Source organism: Sagittula marina, assembly GCF_014196795.1.
Classification (GTDB): Bacteria; Pseudomonadota; Alphaproteobacteria; order Rhodobacterales; family Rhodobacteraceae; genus Sagittula; species Sagittula marina.
Genome location: NZ_JACIEJ010000005.1, coordinates 337,297 through 353,427, shown reverse-complemented (window position 1 = coordinate 353,427; position 16,131 = coordinate 337,297). Strand labels below are relative to the sequence as shown.

Here is a 16,131-nt window from a genome sequence, read left to right as displayed (position 1 = left end):
ATCTTCGACCTGCTTGCTCGGCATCGTCGGTCTCCCTTCTAGGACTTGTTGCGCGACTTGCGCACGTTCGCAGCGTTCTGTTCTGCGGCCACCATTTCCAGCAGGTCCGTGATATCGTCCCCCTCGGCGTAGAGGGCCGATCCATTGCCCCGCACCGTGTGAACGTAGACCATCATACCGCACGACCAAAGCCGCTCTATGGTCTGCCGCGCGTGGGATGGCGAGAACCCGACGCATAGCGGCGTGGCGAAGAAAACCTGATCCCCGGCGGGCAGGATGGCGCCCATAGTGTCGAGGAACGACGCCCGCGCCGCCAGCAGGCCCGGCCAGTTGGTCGTGCGCTTTCCGGTCACGTCATCAATGATCAGCGCGGAAATGTCCCGCCGTCCCAGCATGGATTCAGTCACGCCCCAGGCGCGGGCGCGGGCGATCTGCTCACCCCTCGACGGCAGGCGCTCGTTCACCGTGATGACGCCCCATTTCCCGTTGAAGCGATCCGCTTCCTTACTGTCTTTCATGCCGCCCGCTTTCTGTCTGCTTTCTTTATTCGATAAGGAAGCGGCTTGTCTTCGTCAAGATAATCTGCTTTCTGTAATTGATATGAAAGTGCGGAACGGAGGCCGAAATGGAAGACAGACCGATCATCGTGATTGCCGACAGCGCGCTTTTTGACCTTGGCGTGTCGGTCGGATTTGGGGCCGTTATCGGCGGCCTGCTGGCCGTCGCGCTCTATCAGACGGCAGGATACTTCGTCGACAAGCTGGCGGGCCTTTTCCGCCGGGCCAACTGACCCCGGAGAGACCATGAATAGAGCGATGCAGGGCGTATCGAAGAAGGACCAAGCGGCCCTTCTGGCCCGCGAGAGGAAACGCCGGCGCAGCGGAGATTGGGGCGATTGGGAAACGCTCACCTTCATGCCCGGACAGGCCGGTAGCGGATGGGCGGCATTCATCACGACCGCGCACCGCAACAAGGTTTTCAGCGTCCTTGATCGGCAGGCCGAGGCTGGCGTGAGGCACCTCGCCGTCAGCAGCCTGTCAGGCCAGCGCCCGACATGGCCCGAGATGCAGCGCATCAAGGATGAACTGGCCGGTCATGAAGCCACGGCAATCGAGGTCTACCCGCCGTGCGATCAGGTGGTCGATGAAGCCGACATGTTCCACATCTGGGTGCTGCGCGGGCGGCTTCCGTTCGGCCTGCACCTCGACACCATACCGCCTGCGGCAACAGCGCTGCGGGCGCAATCCAACTGACCCCCGGAGGCACCATGTTCGAGACACTCGCCCTACTGATCTTCGCTCACGCGCTGGCCGACTATCCGGTGCAGGCGACATGGATCGCGACAACCAAAAGCCACCGTGCGCCGCACCCCAGCGGATACCCTTGGTATCAGTCGCTCGCCGCGCATTCTGTAATCCATGGCGGGTTCGTCGGGATCATCACCGGGTCGCTATGGCTCGGGATCGCGGAGACCGCGCTGCACTTCCTGATAGACTACCTCAAGAGCGACGGCGCATTCGGAACCGGCCCGAGGTCGGTCAACATAGACCAGGCGCTCCACATTAGCTGCAAGCTGATCTGGGTCGCCATTCTCGCAATCCAGTAATCCCCGGAGGCCGACATGGCAGAAAACAGCGGCATCGAATGGACGACCCACACCTTCAACCCTTGGATCGGCTGCACCCGCGTCAGCGCGGCGTGTGACAATTGCTATGCCGAGGCTTGGGATAACCGCTTCGGCGGTGAGCGTTGGGGGCCACATGCGCCGAGAACGCGCACCAGTGATGCAAACTGGAAGAGGGTTATGACTTGGCACCGCAAGGCACCTGGAGGTGGCAGGCGGCATCGAGTTTTCTGCGCATCTCTTGCCGATGTGTTCGACAACCACCGCAGCATTCAGCCGGAGTGGCGGGCAGACCTATGGCGGCTCATTCGCCGCACGCCATACCTTGACTGGCTTCTGCTGACAAAGCGCCCGCAGAACATCGCGCGCTATCTGCCCGAGGATTGGGGAAACGGTTATCCGAACGTCTGGCTAGGGGCGACCGTCGAAAGCCAGAAAGAAGCAGACCGGCTGGCCCACCTGACTGCCGTGCCTGCCGTGGTTCACTTCTTGAGCATGGAGCCGCTGCTTGGACCGGTCGATCTGTCGCAGCATATCAACGGGCTGGAATGGGTCATTACCGGGGGCGAAAACGGCAGCGCCTATCGTCCTGCTGACCCTGACTGGTTCCGCAGCCTACGCGACCAGTGCGCCACCGCTGATGTACCCTTCCTGTTCAAGCAATGGGAAGGCCGCAATCAACGTGAAATCAAGGCCAAGGGCCGGGAACTGGATGGCGTCGTGCATGACGGCTATCCGGCACCGCTCGCGGCTGTCCAGTAACCCCCGGAGGCCCTATGGCAGAGAACCCGACCGCCACAGAGCGCGATGCCGCCCGCTACAGGTGGCTCAAATCTCGCGATCTCGAGACCATTCACAAAGGAGGCGTTTTCGCCGGCCTGACGCCGGAAAATGTTGTCCTGAACGGGGAAGATCTGGACCGGCACATAGACGCCGAAATGTCCCAATCCAAACATCCCGGAGGCACAAATGGCACATGACGGAAAGGTTTGCTGCCCGGATTGCGGAAGCCACCAGGCAGTCGCGAAATGGGAAGCATGGGACGCGGCCGCAGAGATCCCACCCAAAGCGGCGAAAGAACTTGACCGGCTGCATCAGGTCGAATTGGCGGCAAATGCTCTGATCGCCGCCAGCCCGCACCCCGGCAACGAAGCGACAGTCGTCGTGACGGTGCCTGTCGAAATGCTCAAGCGGCTGGCCATCGCGGCAGGCCGCGAGCTGTCCATTTAACCCCGGAGGCACCATGCCAGGAAAACCGATGACCGCCGCAGGCTTTCAAAGCTCGATTGAGGGGCTGATAACCGAAGCCATCTGGGACGGCGTGAGCCGTGAAGCCATCGCGGCAATCCTCGCCGCACAGGCCGAAGTCCAGAAGCACAAACGCTGATCCAAATAGCCCGGGGGCACCATGACCGACGCTTTCGCCACTGTAGTCCGCCTCATGTGGATTGATGACTTGATCGAGGAAGAAGGGCAGATTCAGCGCAGCGACATCGCGCGTGCGTTTCGCATGTCGGTTCAGCAGGCCAGCCATGACCTGCGCAGATACATGCAACTGAACCCTCGCCGGATCGCCTACGACCCGTCGCCGCGCTGCTACGTACAGGTCGATGGCTCGAAGCCTCTGTTTACACGCGGCCACCGATGCGCAGCGGCTGACATCGTTTCGGCTGTGGCAGAGCATTACCCCACCCAAGAACAATCCACCTGACCCCCCTTAAACACAAAAGGCCCGCCGGTCAGGGCGGGCCTTTTTCATGGCAGTTGGCTGCACCATAATCGTTCTCGACCTTGATCCCCTCGGCATCGGGGCGGTCCGTCTTCACGATCTGCTTGGCGGTGTCCGGGTGAAACGACTTCGGACCCTGCCACACGTCGCAGAAATCCCCGTCACCACAGCCCGCCAGAACTAGGCACAGGGTCAGACAAACTGTCAGCGAGATCGTCGTCCGTTGCATTGCGCGCGTCCTTTTCAAGTTGGTCAACGGTTTCGAGTGTCCGTATCCTGTCACGGTCGGCCTGTCCGGCGTTCCATCGCAGACCGGCCCAGAATGTCGCGGCAATGACAAGCGCCAACGCCCCGCAGATGATTGCGGCGCGGGTCATCGAGCCAACGCCTGTAACGCCGCCAAGACGCGCGGGTCAGAGAGGATCGCCGCAGCGTCCGGGGTCGGGTCCACAGCGCGCGCGGCCTTCTCAGCAGCATGAGCCTTGCGCCGCCGCTCGCTGATAACCCGCCAAGCGCCCCAGAGGATCGCCGCAGCGCCCGCAGAGAGAGCCACAGCGGCACCGATCTGGACGTGACCGGGCTGCGCGGCGAACCACGCCCCGACAGCCAGCAGCGGCCCGCCGATGGCCTGTTTCAGCGCGTTTCGGATGGTGGCGGACTGCGCCCACCCTTTCCGGCCATCCTCGATCATCTCTTTGACCTCTGCCGGGATTACTGCAGGTTCTGGCGCCGGCGGCATGGGGTGCGAGAAGATCGGTCGGGATTTGAGCGCGCGAACGTGCCTTAACAGATCCTCGCGGCTCACATGCGCCTTGTTTAGGCCGTCACCCGCGTAGTAGGATTGCCCTGACGCTGCGCGCCCATTTCGGTCCACAGTGATGCACGGCAGTGAAGCCCACTCTTTGGACAGGTTCTGCGCGAACGCCTCCGCTGTGATATGGCCCTCAAGGTAGTCATCCAGCCCACGGCGGCGCAGCAGCGCATAGGCCAGCCGGTATTGCGTTGCCTCATCGAAGGTATCTCGCAGGGACACCCCGGCCTCACGGTACAGCCCTCGCAGCGTATCCTCCATGAATTGCCACTCCCCAGCGGCTTCGGACATGTAGAGCGGGTCAATGCTGTCTTGCCAGTCCAGCACCTCTTGCACAGTCATGGTGGTGAGGGGGCGCGGCGGGCGGTGCTTGGCTTTGATCCCGGCCCAAACGATGTTGGGGTCATTGCCGCTTTCCGGCTTTGCGATGAAATCAAGCAGTGCTTCTACGGTCATGGCCTTCGCCTTTCATGTGTGGAGAGCGCGCACGCGGCGCGGTTGTGTCGTGGGGGTCGATGTGGTAGGGAGAGGGGCGCGGGCGATGTGCGACCGCTGGTAAGATCTGCCTTGGTCGGCGGTATCGCCGGGGGCGACGGCATCAAGCGACAATAGCGGGCCTAACCAGCCTGCAACGATAGCGGCCCGCGCTACCTCCCACACCTCTCAGCACTGGCGCGGCAATGGTCCGGCTCATAACCAAGCAACAGGGTGTCAAAAACAGCCACCCACGCCCGCCAGAACAAATGCTCTCTGTATACCCAAGCCCGCGCGCATAGGCTCATGGAGCGGTCACGGTATATCAGCCAGTGGATCTCAACGGAGGTCCATTCGATCGCGGGGGCAGCGTAGCGGCGCAGAAGCGTAACCACCGCGCGTCGCATGTCACTTCCGCCTGTCGGAAGGCCAGCGCCATAGAGGCCACAAAGACAGCCGGCGTGGATAAAATGCGGCCAGCAGCAAAGGATAATCCCCCCTGTTCTCAAGAGGTATCATCAACCAAAAGCCGCGCAGTTTCCGAAATCCGCCGTAAACTGCGGCAGCGTTGAACATCACGTTGATGCCTACGCCCAGCATATTAAGCGCTTCCCATAATCCCGGGTTCAGGGCGATGGACCAAGCCCTTAAGATGTCCCACCACAGAAGCCGGATCGCCCCAGCAGCGCTCATCCAGAACATGCCGCCGCCAAGGTTATTCAGCGGATCATCGTCCCAGCTGAAAGCGTAGCGACGGAACGCCACGGCATTGAGCAGCAGAAACACAAGGGCGATACACGCTACCGCCGGATAAAAGAAGTCAGTCACGGTCATCGCGCTCCTCAAAGTGCCGAGACAGCTCGCGCAGAACAGCCCGGTGCAATTCGTCATTTTTCTGGCGCTGCGCTTCCAGCGCCTCAATGCGCGCGGCTGTCTTTTTAGGCAGGAACCAATCGATGAAGCACATCACAAGCCACCCCGCCCCCGGCGTAGCTCTTCAAGCGTCCGATTTAGAACATCCGTCATCGTGGCTTCACGTTCGAAAGATCTGTCAGATAGGGTCACGACACGCTCCCAGAGCTTCCAGACTGCAAAAAGCAAGACGAAGACCGTGAGGCCAAGCACGCCATATTCTGTATAGCCCAGTGCCGGCTCCATCAGTTGCCTCCTGTATTTTTAAGGTTTTTCGGGCCGCGCAGGACGCTGCTCACAGATCAGATGGCAGGTGGCAGGCGCACCTCAGGTCAGGCGACGAAAGCAGGCGTCCCAAAGGTGCCCTGCAATCATTTGACCGCCGAATTGATTGGGGTGGACGAAATCGTTTTGGTACACGCCTGCGGAAACCGGAAGGACAGGATTTGGACCGAACACTCCGAACAGGTCCACGAAGCCAAAGCCTTGGTCGCGCGCCAAATCAAACAGTGCGTCGGCATAGTCCTGCATCCGGTATACCCTGTCCGTCAATCCGTTCTGAGCAGGTGCCACCAAGATTATATCGCAGAGATTTTTCGCCGCCCGAATGCGGTCACAGATCAGCGCGATTTGCTCCCGAAACTCACGTGGCGGGACACTGCCTGACATGTCATTCGTGCCGAGCGTCAGGAAAACACAATCTGGCGCGATAGCCGTCATAGCCGCGCCGAAATAGTCCTCCGGGATAGTCAGAAAATCGGCCGCAGTTGCGCCGCCATTACCTATTTTGTGTACAGCGACCTCACCTGCCGCAATGTTGAGGATCTCTGCGCCCATAATCGTCACACCAGAACCCGCCGTGGCGACTTGGAACGTCATTGCGTAGCCTGAAGTATGAGGGATAGTGACAGTCTGATAGGACAGCGCCCCATCGGTATCGACGGTCTGAACTGTCTGTACCGCTTCCGAGCCGCTATCGTAGGCCCTGCAATCGATGGTTCCACCGCCGGGTTGTTGGAGGTAGTGCAGGCGAATTGCGTTGTTAACTGCACCACTGTCCGGGTCCACCGTGAACGACGCGCCAACCTCATCCGTGGTTGCGTGCGCGCCGTCGGGGCCAAAGCCTGGGCCAAAGTCGCTCTCAACCCACACCCCACTGCGCGACCGAGCACACAGCGGGGGTTTGAATATCGCAGATGTCGCGGTACTGATGTAGCCAGCTGATGTAACGCTCCACTGTTCCGCAATACGCGATTGAACTGGCTGCATGATACGAACGGGGTCATTCGTCCAGCTATCGCCCAAGAAAGCCACACTGGCCCACTGGCCCTGCACCAGTTTGGAGGCAAGGCGGGGCATCTGCGGGCGATAGGTGTCCGGACGCGGCTCCCGCAGGGGATCAAGGGCGCGATCTTGCACAGGCCACGCGGGTCCATCCTGACCGAGATACGCCCACATCGCGAGAATTCGGAACGTCCCTGTGCCGCTTTTGACATACGGATAGAGCCTGAGACCGTCCACACCTTCGGGGGCGGCGAGACATGTCACTGTCACCATTTGCGGAATGGAGGTCGCCGTGACCTCATTTGCGGATATTCCATCGCCGCCAAGATTAGAGCCTCCATCGTACCAGCGCGCGCCGGTGGAAACTGTTACCCCAACGTCCCCCACGACCAGCATTCGGACGGTCAGATCCGAACCCGCAGGAAACCTGGACGCAGGGAGAGGTATGATAGGGCCGGTAAGGCCGGTTGCGGTATCATCGGACTGCAAAGCTCGCCCGTTTGGAAATACTGCATTGTCAACAAATTCCCAATTCGCAGCCACGTCTCCAAGCCAAACGTCCCGACCGTCAAAATCTTCACCCAATCTTACCCTCTTGAAAAACGGGTCAGGCCAAAGCCAATCTGCCCCGGCAGCGGACTTGACCGTCGGTGCGACCGGTAGCCCATCGACGACAAGAGAATCCGCCGTGGTCTCGCCGGTCAACGTCAGGTTCTCGGCGTCAAACTGCGGTGCTGGGTCACGCAGCCAGTTGCCTACGAATGTCGTAGTGGAGGCATCCTCCACGGTCGCGATGACCTTATCACCAACAGCAAACGAAACACCGTCCACGGTCCCGGCGGTTTCAGTGATCCAGTATTCGCCCGCCGTGGTGGATGTCGGGAATACGCCGTCAGAGGCGTCCCAGCCACCAATAAAGGTCAGGTCTGACTGGATCGCCACCAGCCCGTCCACTTCCGCCTGCAACGCGGTCAGCGCGGTTCCGGTGGCGTAGTCGCCAGAAATAGAATCGACGGAAGCTGAGAGTGCTGCGACCGATGCGCTGGATGCCAGGCTGTCCACAGGGTAGCGCCCGACACTCCCAAGGCCATCAACGCCCAAGAGTGTCACGGCATCAGAAATCAGCCCGAGCGTCGGGACTTTGATAGGTGGCTTCATTGCACGCCTCTTAAATGATTGTGGTTGTTAAAGGAGCCGTGATGGCGGAGGACAGGTCGCCGCCGTCGTGTGCCGCAAAACGGTATTCCTGCTCACCCTGCGGTGCGCTGGCGGCGCTCTCTTCTATCAGAACGACCGTGACAGTGCCGTCGAAGTCTGCTGATCTGGTCAAAGAAACGTCCGTCAGGTCCGGGCCTGCCACGAGGCTGACAAGGTGCAGCGCATTCCCGGATAGCGCGGCGGTTTCCACATCGTCTCCGGTGCCGGTTAGGGCCAATGTGACGTTGCCCGCTGTGCTGCCGGTGATCGTGACCGCCCCGCGATACGTGCGGCCATCCGTGATGGCGACAGCGTTCGAGACCGTCGAACCAGCCGCGCCGGAGAAATCCAGAGAGTCCAGAAGATCCACGCGCGATGTATCGCCGTCGATGACCGCGATGGTCATACCCGGAGCCAGATCGTAAATGCCGAGGCTGTCCGCGTCGGTGTCGAGCGTGTTGCCAACCGCCGTGCGGAAGACCTCAAGCGCCGTGGTGTTCGGGTCTGAGTGTCGAAGTTCGATGACAGCACGCCCAAGCCCGCCCTCTGCCGAGAGCGTGGCAAGGTCAGGTTGCGCCGGAAGGTCGCCAAGATCGGAGCCGACCACATATTCAACAACTGCAGTTGGATCGCCCGATACCCCATCAGCGCGCAACGCTGTCGCGCGCAGGTCAATCTCATCCTCGTCATCGTAAAGGATAGAGGCAGTGCCAGAGGCCCCGTTGATCGTGGTCTGATCCCATTCAGTTTCGCCGGTCAGGCGATGCTCAACAAGAATGTTTGCAATGAGAGCCGTATCAGCCGATGCGGCCCGCGCCGAAACCCTGACTTCCCGGGCCGTGGGGCCATACTCACCCTCTGGAACCTCCGTAGAAACGCCGGTGAACACAGGCACCAGCGGTACAGCGTCGGAACCGACCACTTCTCCTACGATCCCCGAGAACTCGGCAGGCTCATAGGCCGCTGTCAGGGCATCAAGCTCCGGCACAGCGTTGGTCATGTGAACCACCCGCGCGCCCTCAGAACCCGCCTCGACGTACAGGACGACTGCATCCTCGGTGATCATTTCACCGGGGCCGAACGACACCAGAGCGCCCACAGGCGGCAGGGTCTGGCCAACAACGCCCAAAGCAGACGTTTCGCCGGGAACCGTGACAACCTCGGCGGTGCGTTTGGTTCCGGTGGTGTCGTCCGCGTCATAGTGCTGCCACGAAATGCCGTAGCTTTCGCCCTCGACCATGGTCACCCGCTCATCGAGGACAACCTGATTGCCCGAAACGTGCAACACACGGCCAGTCGTCATTCTGTCGCTCAGTTCATAGTGAGAAAGCGCCACGTTATCACCGCGCTCGACATGCTCCGACACGTCGAACATGACAACAGACCATCGGTCGCGGCGGCGCTCTGCTTCGATCATCGACCGATAGAGCGCGCGCTGCATTTTGTCCGCAGATGTGACGCCCTTGATTGTCCGCTGAATTGCCTCTTCTACGTCGCCAGCGGCCACACCCGGCCACGGCACCACGATTTCCCGCTCCTCATAGCTCTCGGCTTCGTCTCGAAAACGCGCCCGGTATCCGTGAGGGTGGCGGAAATAAGACCGCTCGGCCTGAAAGTCGCGGCTATTGCGGGGGCTGATATGGCGGGAAACGAACGACCGCTTCCAGTCAATGATCCCGCCCCACTTGCCGCCATCGTGTCGCGGCGAAGCGCGCCCGGCTGCAGCGATATGCACCAGCATTTCACGCAGCGGCGTCCGGTCGATGTGGTTGTGCGAATATTCGAGACCGTTGGCGGCGCAGTATTCATGCCAGTCTTGCAGGAAATCCCAATCAATTTCGCTGTCGGAAGCTGGCCTGCGGTTGTGGTTGGCGGTCAGTGCATACGCGTAGACGCTGGCAGGGTTGGCGCTGGTGGCTTCTACCCAATCGCTGCCATTCCAGTCCCGCACATAGCGCTCTGTCAGGGCCGTGAGATTGTCGAGCGTGCCGTTGAGCTGGAAGCTTGCGCGGATTCGCACGCTCAACAGTGCCAGGGGCTTTCCAAAATTGATCGGGTATTCCGGCTTGATACTCTGCACCGACCAAAGGTTCACCGTTTCCGAATGCACCGGGTCTGTGCTTTTCACACCCACGCGGTCAATCCGCACATCCCAACGGCCACGCGATGGCAGATCGAACGTATAGCTTCGGAAAAACGCCTGAGTGGTTTGACCGGCATAGCCGACTTCCTCGACCTCCTGCCAAACTTCAGTGCCCGCCTGCCGGATGCTGTAAAGAACCTCGACACCGCGCGGGCGCACGTCACCGTCACTGGTGGAGATCCGATGCAGACCGCCGGGGAATTGCAAGATCACGCGCACGCGGGTGCTATTCTCCGCAGTGGTCATGATGTACGGGCGATCCTCTAGAGGGCCTGCGATGGGGTTTCCCGCGGCGTCTGTAGGCGGCTGAGGCCCCTCCAATTCGAGCGAAACGCCTTGCTCCTGGACGATCTCGCGCACCAGCGAAATCGGCGCGTCGTCGGGACGGCCTTCGCGAACCTCGTACTGCACGCCGGTCATGTCATCGATCGGCACGTCGCCAATACGAATGTCGGAGATTTTCAGCGGCCCATACCCAAAGCAGAACAAAGCCCGAAGATACTGATCGTCGCCCACGACCTCAGTGTAAGGCGGTGCGATGAATACGGGGGCGGCGCGGATACGCCCAAGCGGGAGCGGGATTGGCTCACCGGGCCTAGCTTGGTTGCGCCAGCCGGAAATGCTGTAGGCATCCTCCTGTGAGCGCCCGTTTTTCATTTCAGGCAACGTCGGCACCAGAGCATTGAGGCCCGCCACCGCCAGAGCGCCAAGGCCGACAACGGTGCCGACAAATATCGCGTTGGTTCCGGCGACCCCAAGTCCAGTGAACCCAGCGTAATATAGAGACCCCGTGATGTAGTTCGCGACAACCCCGGCAATGCCCAAAACCGCGTTGACCTCCGGCGGCAGAGCAACCACGACGCGCGTGCCATCATGCGGGCGGGTGCGCGCCCACGCTGAGCGCGGCACAAGAGCCTCTTTTCCGTCATGGTGGATCGTCACACGCGCAGCGTCGAGAACATGCTCAGCAGCCCCCGGAATGAGCGCCGCGACCACGTCCGCAACGGTCTGCTCGCCCAGCAGGTCAACCGTTTTCCGGCCAACGTCAGGTAGCGCCGCGTTGATCGCGATACCGTGGATCATAAAAGCGCCTCGTGTCGGTAAATGCCGCGCAACCGGCGTTTCCATGCATCATCCATGCGGACGATCACGGATGCGCCGTTGCGCTCTGTGTGGAGCATGTGGAGCCGGTCAACGCAGGCCCCGATATGGGAGGCGTGGCCGTGCATTCTGAAAAGCAAAAGATCGAAGGGCTGCGGGGTTTCCACCTCGTGCCACGGGGTTTGTGCCAACTCACCACGCGCCACAGCCGCCGCCTGCGCCCGCTCGCGCGAACAGAGGTAATCCCCGGCATATGACGGCAATTCAATGCCGTGCGCCTCGGCCATGACCAGCCTGTACAGCCCCCAGCAATCGACGCCCGACCGATCCCGGCCAAGGTCGCGCTCGGGAATGCCCACGTACCGTGACCAGTCCATCAGTTCAGCGCCGGGAACCGCTGGGGGGTCATGCTGTCCATGGGCACGTTATCGTTTTCGATAGGGTCGCGGGACAGGCTCAGGGACAGCGCGCCGTTGCCGTAGCTGATCCCCATGAGCTGAAGATCCCGCCACTCATATTCGATCAGGTCCGGCGTGCTGGCGAGAACGATGGCAAGGTGCGCGGTGGCAAAATCTGAGAATTGACGTAGGGCCGTGACGCTGGCCGCGTCGAAGTTGTCCAAAACGATCCTTGATGATGCAGGCTCATCCTCTTGGTCGCTCGGGCGCTCGATTCCAGCCGCGACGAATAGATATTCCTCCGGCGTTCCATCTATCCACGTTGAGCGCGTGCCGTACATCAGCGGCTCATAGGACAGCGCTACAGTCGGGTCTGTCGAAACGCGCACCGGTCCATCAAACGAAGGGTGGTTCAGGTACAGCAACAGCACCTCAACCTCTGCCGAAGATTGGGCGTCCAGCTGATCCCGCGCGGTCAGGCTGATCCGGCTCACGTTGGCAGATCCCACAACGTGAAAGACACCGTGAAGTCACAAGCCAGTGAAAAGCGGTTGGCGGAATATGGCTCGCCAAAAACGCAAAGACGATTGCGCACTACAGCTATGGGGAAGTCGTCTTCTGTCAGAAGTATTGCGCCGCCTTCTGTCGCCACAGGGGCACCGGTCTGCACTCTGTCTGGCATGATGAACGGCAATGAACCTTGCTGCAATGTTTCAGTGTAAAAGTACTTGAAGGTGTGAAACTGCGTCAGGTTCATGATGCACTGCATCGAGAGCCCCTCAGAGACCGCCGAAAACTTGCGCCGGAAGCGCGGCGGGCCGGTGTCTCCCGTGCGCTCTTTTCGGGCGTTCTGAGGTGACATGGAAATGCCTGACAGGGTCGGCCCGGGAACATCAGAGGGCCAATTTGCGAGCGGCATTATGTGACCTCCCCAGGCATACGCGCGCCCATGCTGTTCAGCGCTCGGCGGGCTGGGTTGCCCGGTGCTGTCATGGCTGACGCCATTTGCTGCCCGATTATGATTTCCTCGCGCCTGCCGCCGCCCGGCATCGTGGTGGTGCGGGTCTGCACGTTCGCCCCGCTGTAATTGTTCACAACGACAGAGGTCGATCCGCTGCCTTGCATCATTGCCGCCGTGGCCTTCGTGCTTGTGACGCTGGCAGGCCCCCGGATAATCTCGGGGCCATTTTCGCCCGCGATCCCAAATTGGCCGGTCGGAATGTTGCCGCCGCCGTCGAAGAAGCCCGCGAACAGCTTCCCAATTCCGCCGCCCCCGCCACCGACTCCTGCTGTAAATAGGTTGGTGAGCATCTTTTGAATGCCAGATGCAAGAAGATCAGCAGCGATCTGACGGAACACCCCTTTCAGGGCCTCACCCATGTCCTCCCCATTGACGATTGCATTCGCCATTGCGTCGGAAACGCTGTCTATTCCTTCGTATATCTTTTCGAATTGAACCCGATCAAATTCTTCGTGTACATCCTGCACCGCGCGCGAGTACGCCTCTGCATTGCCGGTCTGCTCAAAGAAAGGTTTCAACTTTTCCAGTTCATCAAGTTCATGATGGTAAGCTTCAACCGCAGTACGCGTCCGCTCAACGTGGCGCTCCACCTCGCGCAGCGCTGCCGTACGCTCCTTTTCAGCATTAGACTTAGCGCCCTTCTTTCGCCCTGATTTCTTGCCACCAGATGCGCGAGCGGCCTTTTCCCTAGCGTCGGCGATGATCTCATCAATGGGTGTGTAATCCACGTTTGCTGAGTAGTTTTCGGCGGACCCAGAGCCACCTTCCATGAATTGACGCGGATCTCCACCCCGACCGCTGTAGACCTTGGAATCCTGAAGACTCAGCCTGTTGAACAGCGCCACCGCAGCGGACAGCTTTGATACCAAACCGTCAGCAGCGTTAGAAGCTGAGGCGATTGGCGCAGTCATGTCCACTGCCGCCAAGTCAAGCGCCGCTACAGCGGCTTGCAGTAGGCGATCATATAGGTCCTGCCCTTCCTCCTCGGCCTCCGTCAAATTGCCCGACGCCTCTGAGATATACCCCGCCAGATCAATCATGGCATCGGCCTGCTTTTGCCCTGCATCCAATCTGCCAATCTCAGCGAAGCGGGCTGCAATTTCTTGCGCTTGCTCCTCCGTGACGCCAAGCATATCGGCCAAATCATCGAAGTTATCGGTTACACTGCGAAGCGCGCCGATCTCACCTTGGATACCCCGCAATCGCTCAATGGCCGACCGCATCTGAGCATCAGTCATTTGAGATGCGTTAGACAGTGAATCCATTTCGGCGCGGAGAGCGGCAAAGGCAGTTTCCGCGTCACGGATTTGAGAAGGATCAAGATCGAACACCTGACCTGCCCCCAAACCTTGCGCTACAGAACGTGTAGCTGCCTTGAACGCATCACCCGCGCGGATCTCAGCAATCCGCTGCTCAATCTCAAAAAGACGCTGAGCGCGCTCCGCAAGCGCCCCATATTCACCGATCAGGTCACTTTGACCACGACCTGAACCCGCCCTCGCAGCTTCAAGCCTGGACATTGCATCTGCAAGCATTTTGACATTTTCTTCGGCTTCTTTAGCGGCGTCTCCAAACCCCGCCATATTGATCGCAATCGGCCCAAGCACAGAAATAAGAGCGCCTATAGCTATCCCTGCCGTGCCAAACGCCAGACCTATATCTGCTGCCTGAATCGACATGGCTTGCAGGTAATTGCCAGTCACAGCACCCTGTTGGGCCACTTGCGAAAGCTGCATGCCGATGTTTTTCAACCCGCCATTTGCGAATGCGTTGGCGGATTGGTTCGCCTTCTCAGCACCGCGCACAAAGGACCGGTTTTGGCGGGTGAATTTGTTCTCAATCCCCTTAGCTGCCTTGTTGCTGGACTGCTCTAACCGCGCGAGAGCCTGCGCATATTTGCGCTCAGAAAGACCGATTTCGACAAGGAGGTCGTCACCTTCAGCCATCACATACCCTCAATGCCTAGATCCCGCATGCGCTCATCGCTCATGCCTTCGCCCCCCGACTTTTTCCCGCCGCCGTGCGCCTTGGCGTAGCCAGACGTAGCCGCCACAAATTCCCAAAGACCCATCTGGTTCACCTGTTCAGGCGTCCAGCCGATCACGGCTCCTGCGGCATAGAACTCAGAGAACTTCCATTTTCCGGGGGCGTCTCCGCTACCCCCACCGTCTCCCCCACCGGGTCATCATCCACCCCAACCAATGCGGCCAAGAGGACCGCCGAGGCGGCAATTCGAAACTCTGAAAGCGGATGCAGGTCCAAGAGAGGCGTCACGACTGTTGCGGCATCAGCCGCGCTCATTTCATCTGCCCCGACTAGACCCCAGCGGAGAACCTGGATCAGATCATCGACCCGCCACTTTCCAACTCGGATTCGGTTCAGCAACTCTTCCGGCCCTGCGTTGGTGGCATTTTGGAGTGCTCGCAGTTCACCGATACGAAGCCGGAAAGCGTTGTAGCCTCCCGGCCAAGTCAAGTGCACCGACTGCATCAAGCAGCCTTCTCGGTCAGAGAAACCGCGCCGTCGCGGCCAATCTCGATTTCAGCAGTGACCGTCGCGCCCTTGGTGCGGGAGTTTGACAGGTTCAGAAGCTTCATCGGAACCACTTCGGTCTCATAGTCACCGGTCGCGCCGTCCGCCTCTACCTTGGCATTGCGCAGACGTACATTGAGCGTGGTGTCGTTGTAGAACCAATCCCGCATACGCTTGTCGAAAGACAGCGCCCACTTGCCGGTGCCGGAGGCCGTAACGTCAATGGACGTGGTAAAGCGCCGGATATGGTGCGGTAGGCTTTCGTCCGCACAATCCGGCACTTCATCGGTGCTGGCCTGCTTTGATCGGTTCCATGTGATGTCAGTCATGCCGCAAACGCGCGCCCATGTGCCTGCATCACCCACCGGGTCGAACTCAACCTCAAGGACCATTTCATCATAGTCCATTGTATCTGCAATCGCCATGGTCAGAACTCCTTAGCTGGCGTTGATCTTCTTCACCGCGCGACGAAGTGTGGCGCGAAGGCTTGCTTGAACCCGCTGCCGATTGGCGCGGAAAACCGTGTAAAAAAATGGGCCTGCGGTAATTCGGCCTCTGCGTGCGCCGCTCTTCGTGACGCGCTCTGCCGTGCCGAACTCAAACCATGCAGCGCTGAGGCCGCTGCCCTGCTTGCCGCGTGCGTAGATCGCAACTGAGAGGGCAGTCGTTTCGGCCCCGTTGCTGGCTCTCGCTATGGTGAAAGAGCCTGTAGGTGCGTCGCCCCAAGTCCAGCCGATTTCCACCTTTGCAGCGACGGCTGGGTATTGGACCGCGAGCATGAGGCGCATTTCATCGCAGACTTTTTCGGCGTTGCGCTCGACGCCTCGGACCAGCGCCTCTTTGACTTCCGACCGCATGGCGCGCATCTTCTTTGTGAATTTTGCGTTTTGCACCATGAGGTTGAT

Annotated in this window: 25 protein-coding genes; 8 read left to right on the top strand and 17 right to left on the bottom strand. The window is 60.1% G+C overall.

Annotation, left to right across the window (positions count from 1 at the left end):
* Nucleotides 1-38 precede the first annotated feature (38 nt).
* A complete protein-coding gene (locus GGQ68_RS12295) occupies nucleotides 39-518 on the bottom strand; it encodes a hypothetical protein (protein WP_183966373.1) in 480 nt (159 codons plus the stop codon).
* 107 nt (nucleotides 519-625) lie between these two features.
* Between GGQ68_RS12295 and GGQ68_RS12290 the strand changes: the two genes are divergently transcribed.
* The 8 genes from GGQ68_RS12290 to GGQ68_RS12255 are packed head-to-tail and all read left to right on the top strand — an operon-like array spanning nucleotide 626 to nucleotide 3,335.
* Nucleotides 626-790, top strand: a complete 165-nt coding sequence (locus tag GGQ68_RS12290) for a hypothetical protein (protein WP_183966372.1) — start codon at nucleotides 626-628, stop codon at nucleotides 788-790.
* A 13-nt stretch (nucleotides 791-803) separates the two neighbouring features.
* Nucleotides 804-1,253: a DUF7694 domain-containing protein gene (locus tag GGQ68_RS12285; RefSeq protein WP_183966371.1), complete on the top strand. Its 450-nt coding sequence runs from the start codon at nucleotides 804-806 to the stop codon at nucleotides 1,251-1,253.
* 14 nt (nucleotides 1,254-1,267) lie between these two features.
* Complete coding sequence (locus tag GGQ68_RS12280; protein ID WP_183966367.1) at nucleotides 1,268-1,606, top strand: DUF3307 domain-containing protein; 339 nt, start codon at nucleotides 1,268-1,270, stop codon at nucleotides 1,604-1,606.
* Nucleotides 1,607-1,621: 15 nt separating this feature from the next.
* Nucleotides 1,622-2,386 (top strand): DUF5131 family protein, encoded by a 765-nt coding sequence (locus GGQ68_RS12275; protein ID WP_183966365.1) that lies wholly within the window; start codon nucleotides 1,622-1,624, stop codon nucleotides 2,384-2,386.
* Nucleotides 2,387-2,400: 14 nt separating this feature from the next.
* A complete protein-coding gene (locus GGQ68_RS12270; protein ID WP_183966363.1) occupies nucleotides 2,401-2,604 on the top strand; it encodes a hypothetical protein in 204 nt (67 codons plus the stop codon).
* Complete coding sequence (locus GGQ68_RS12265) at nucleotides 2,594-2,854, top strand: hypothetical protein (protein ID WP_183966361.1); 261 nt, start codon at nucleotides 2,594-2,596, stop codon at nucleotides 2,852-2,854. Before GGQ68_RS12270 ends, GGQ68_RS12265 begins: the two co-directional genes overlap by 11 nt.
* 13 nt (nucleotides 2,855-2,867) lie before the next feature.
* Complete coding sequence (locus GGQ68_RS12260) at nucleotides 2,868-3,011, top strand: hypothetical protein (RefSeq protein WP_183966359.1); 144 nt, start codon at nucleotides 2,868-2,870, stop codon at nucleotides 3,009-3,011.
* 21 nt (nucleotides 3,012-3,032) lie between these two features.
* Nucleotides 3,033-3,335, top strand: coding sequence for a BrxR family helix-turn-helix transcriptional regulator (locus GGQ68_RS12255; protein ID WP_183966357.1), 303 nt, complete (start codon nucleotides 3,033-3,035; stop codon nucleotides 3,333-3,335).
* A 28-nt stretch (nucleotides 3,336-3,363) separates the two neighbouring features.
* Here GGQ68_RS12255 and GGQ68_RS12250 read toward each other — a convergent pair whose 3' ends face one another.
* From GGQ68_RS12250 to GGQ68_RS12175, 16 genes are all read right to left on the bottom strand, one after another.
* A complete protein-coding gene (locus tag GGQ68_RS12250) occupies nucleotides 3,364-3,582 on the bottom strand; it encodes a hypothetical protein (RefSeq protein ID WP_246429348.1) in 219 nt (72 codons plus the stop codon).
* Entirely contained in the window at nucleotides 3,515-3,730 is a 216-nt protein-coding gene (locus tag GGQ68_RS12245; protein ID WP_183966355.1) for a hypothetical protein, read from the bottom strand. The genes GGQ68_RS12250 and GGQ68_RS12245 overlap by 68 nt, the downstream gene beginning before the upstream one ends.
* On the bottom strand, nucleotides 3,727-4,620 hold the full coding sequence (locus tag GGQ68_RS12240; protein ID WP_183966353.1) for a lysozyme family protein: 894 nt from the start codon (nucleotides 4,618-4,620) through the stop codon (nucleotides 3,727-3,729). Before GGQ68_RS12240 ends, GGQ68_RS12245 begins: the two co-directional genes overlap by 4 nt.
* 426 nt (nucleotides 4,621-5,046) lie before the next feature.
* Nucleotides 5,047-5,472, bottom strand: coding sequence for a hypothetical protein (locus GGQ68_RS12235; protein WP_183966351.1), 426 nt, complete (start codon nucleotides 5,470-5,472; stop codon nucleotides 5,047-5,049).
* A complete protein-coding gene (locus tag GGQ68_RS12230; protein ID WP_183966349.1) occupies nucleotides 5,459-5,605 on the bottom strand; it encodes a hypothetical protein in 147 nt (48 codons plus the stop codon). Before GGQ68_RS12230 ends, GGQ68_RS12235 begins: the two co-directional genes overlap by 14 nt.
* A complete protein-coding gene (locus GGQ68_RS12225; RefSeq protein ID WP_183966347.1) occupies nucleotides 5,605-5,796 on the bottom strand; it encodes a hypothetical protein in 192 nt (63 codons plus the stop codon). Before GGQ68_RS12225 ends, GGQ68_RS12230 begins: the two co-directional genes overlap by 1 nt.
* An 81-nt stretch (nucleotides 5,797-5,877) precedes the next feature.
* Nucleotides 5,878-7,896, bottom strand: a complete 2,019-nt coding sequence (locus GGQ68_RS12220) for a GDSL-type esterase/lipase family protein (protein WP_183966346.1) — start codon at nucleotides 7,894-7,896, stop codon at nucleotides 5,878-5,880.
* A 106-nt stretch (nucleotides 7,897-8,002) separates the two neighbouring features.
* Nucleotides 8,003-11,257 (bottom strand): TipJ family phage tail tip protein, encoded by a 3,255-nt coding sequence (gene gpJ / locus GGQ68_RS12215; protein ID WP_183966344.1) that lies wholly within the window; start codon nucleotides 11,255-11,257, stop codon nucleotides 8,003-8,005.
* Nucleotides 11,254-11,652 (bottom strand): C40 family peptidase, encoded by a 399-nt coding sequence (locus GGQ68_RS12210; RefSeq protein WP_183966343.1) that lies wholly within the window; start codon nucleotides 11,650-11,652, stop codon nucleotides 11,254-11,256. Before GGQ68_RS12210 ends, gpJ begins: the two co-directional genes overlap by 4 nt.
* Nucleotides 11,652-12,167: a hypothetical protein gene (locus GGQ68_RS12205; protein WP_183966342.1), complete on the bottom strand. Its 516-nt coding sequence runs from the start codon at nucleotides 12,165-12,167 to the stop codon at nucleotides 11,652-11,654. The genes GGQ68_RS12210 and GGQ68_RS12205 overlap by 1 nt, the downstream gene beginning before the upstream one ends.
* Nucleotides 12,164-12,535, bottom strand: coding sequence for a hypothetical protein (locus GGQ68_RS12200; protein WP_221235574.1), 372 nt, complete (start codon nucleotides 12,533-12,535; stop codon nucleotides 12,164-12,166). Before GGQ68_RS12200 ends, GGQ68_RS12205 begins: the two co-directional genes overlap by 4 nt.
* Nucleotides 12,536-12,591: 56 nt before the next feature.
* Nucleotides 12,592-14,640: a hypothetical protein gene (locus GGQ68_RS12195; protein WP_183966340.1), complete on the bottom strand. Its 2,049-nt coding sequence runs from the start codon at nucleotides 14,638-14,640 to the stop codon at nucleotides 12,592-12,594.
* A complete protein-coding gene (locus tag GGQ68_RS12190; RefSeq protein WP_183966339.1) occupies nucleotides 14,640-14,798 on the bottom strand; it encodes a hypothetical protein in 159 nt (52 codons plus the stop codon). The genes GGQ68_RS12195 and GGQ68_RS12190 overlap by 1 nt, the downstream gene beginning before the upstream one ends.
* A complete protein-coding gene (locus GGQ68_RS24860) occupies nucleotides 14,795-15,184 on the bottom strand; it encodes a gene transfer agent family protein (RefSeq protein WP_183966337.1) in 390 nt (129 codons plus the stop codon). Before GGQ68_RS24860 ends, GGQ68_RS12190 begins: the two co-directional genes overlap by 4 nt.
* The gene (locus GGQ68_RS12180; protein WP_183966335.1) at nucleotides 15,184-15,651 is read right to left on the bottom strand and encodes a phage tail tube protein; all 468 of its coding nucleotides are present in this window, start codon (nucleotides 15,649-15,651) and stop codon (nucleotides 15,184-15,186) included. Before GGQ68_RS12180 ends, GGQ68_RS24860 begins: the two co-directional genes overlap by 1 nt.
* Before the next feature lie 12 nt (nucleotides 15,652-15,663).
* Complete coding sequence (locus GGQ68_RS12175) at nucleotides 15,664-16,122, bottom strand: hypothetical protein (RefSeq protein ID WP_183966333.1); 459 nt, start codon at nucleotides 16,120-16,122, stop codon at nucleotides 15,664-15,666.
* Nucleotides 16,123-16,131 lie beyond the last annotated feature (9 nt).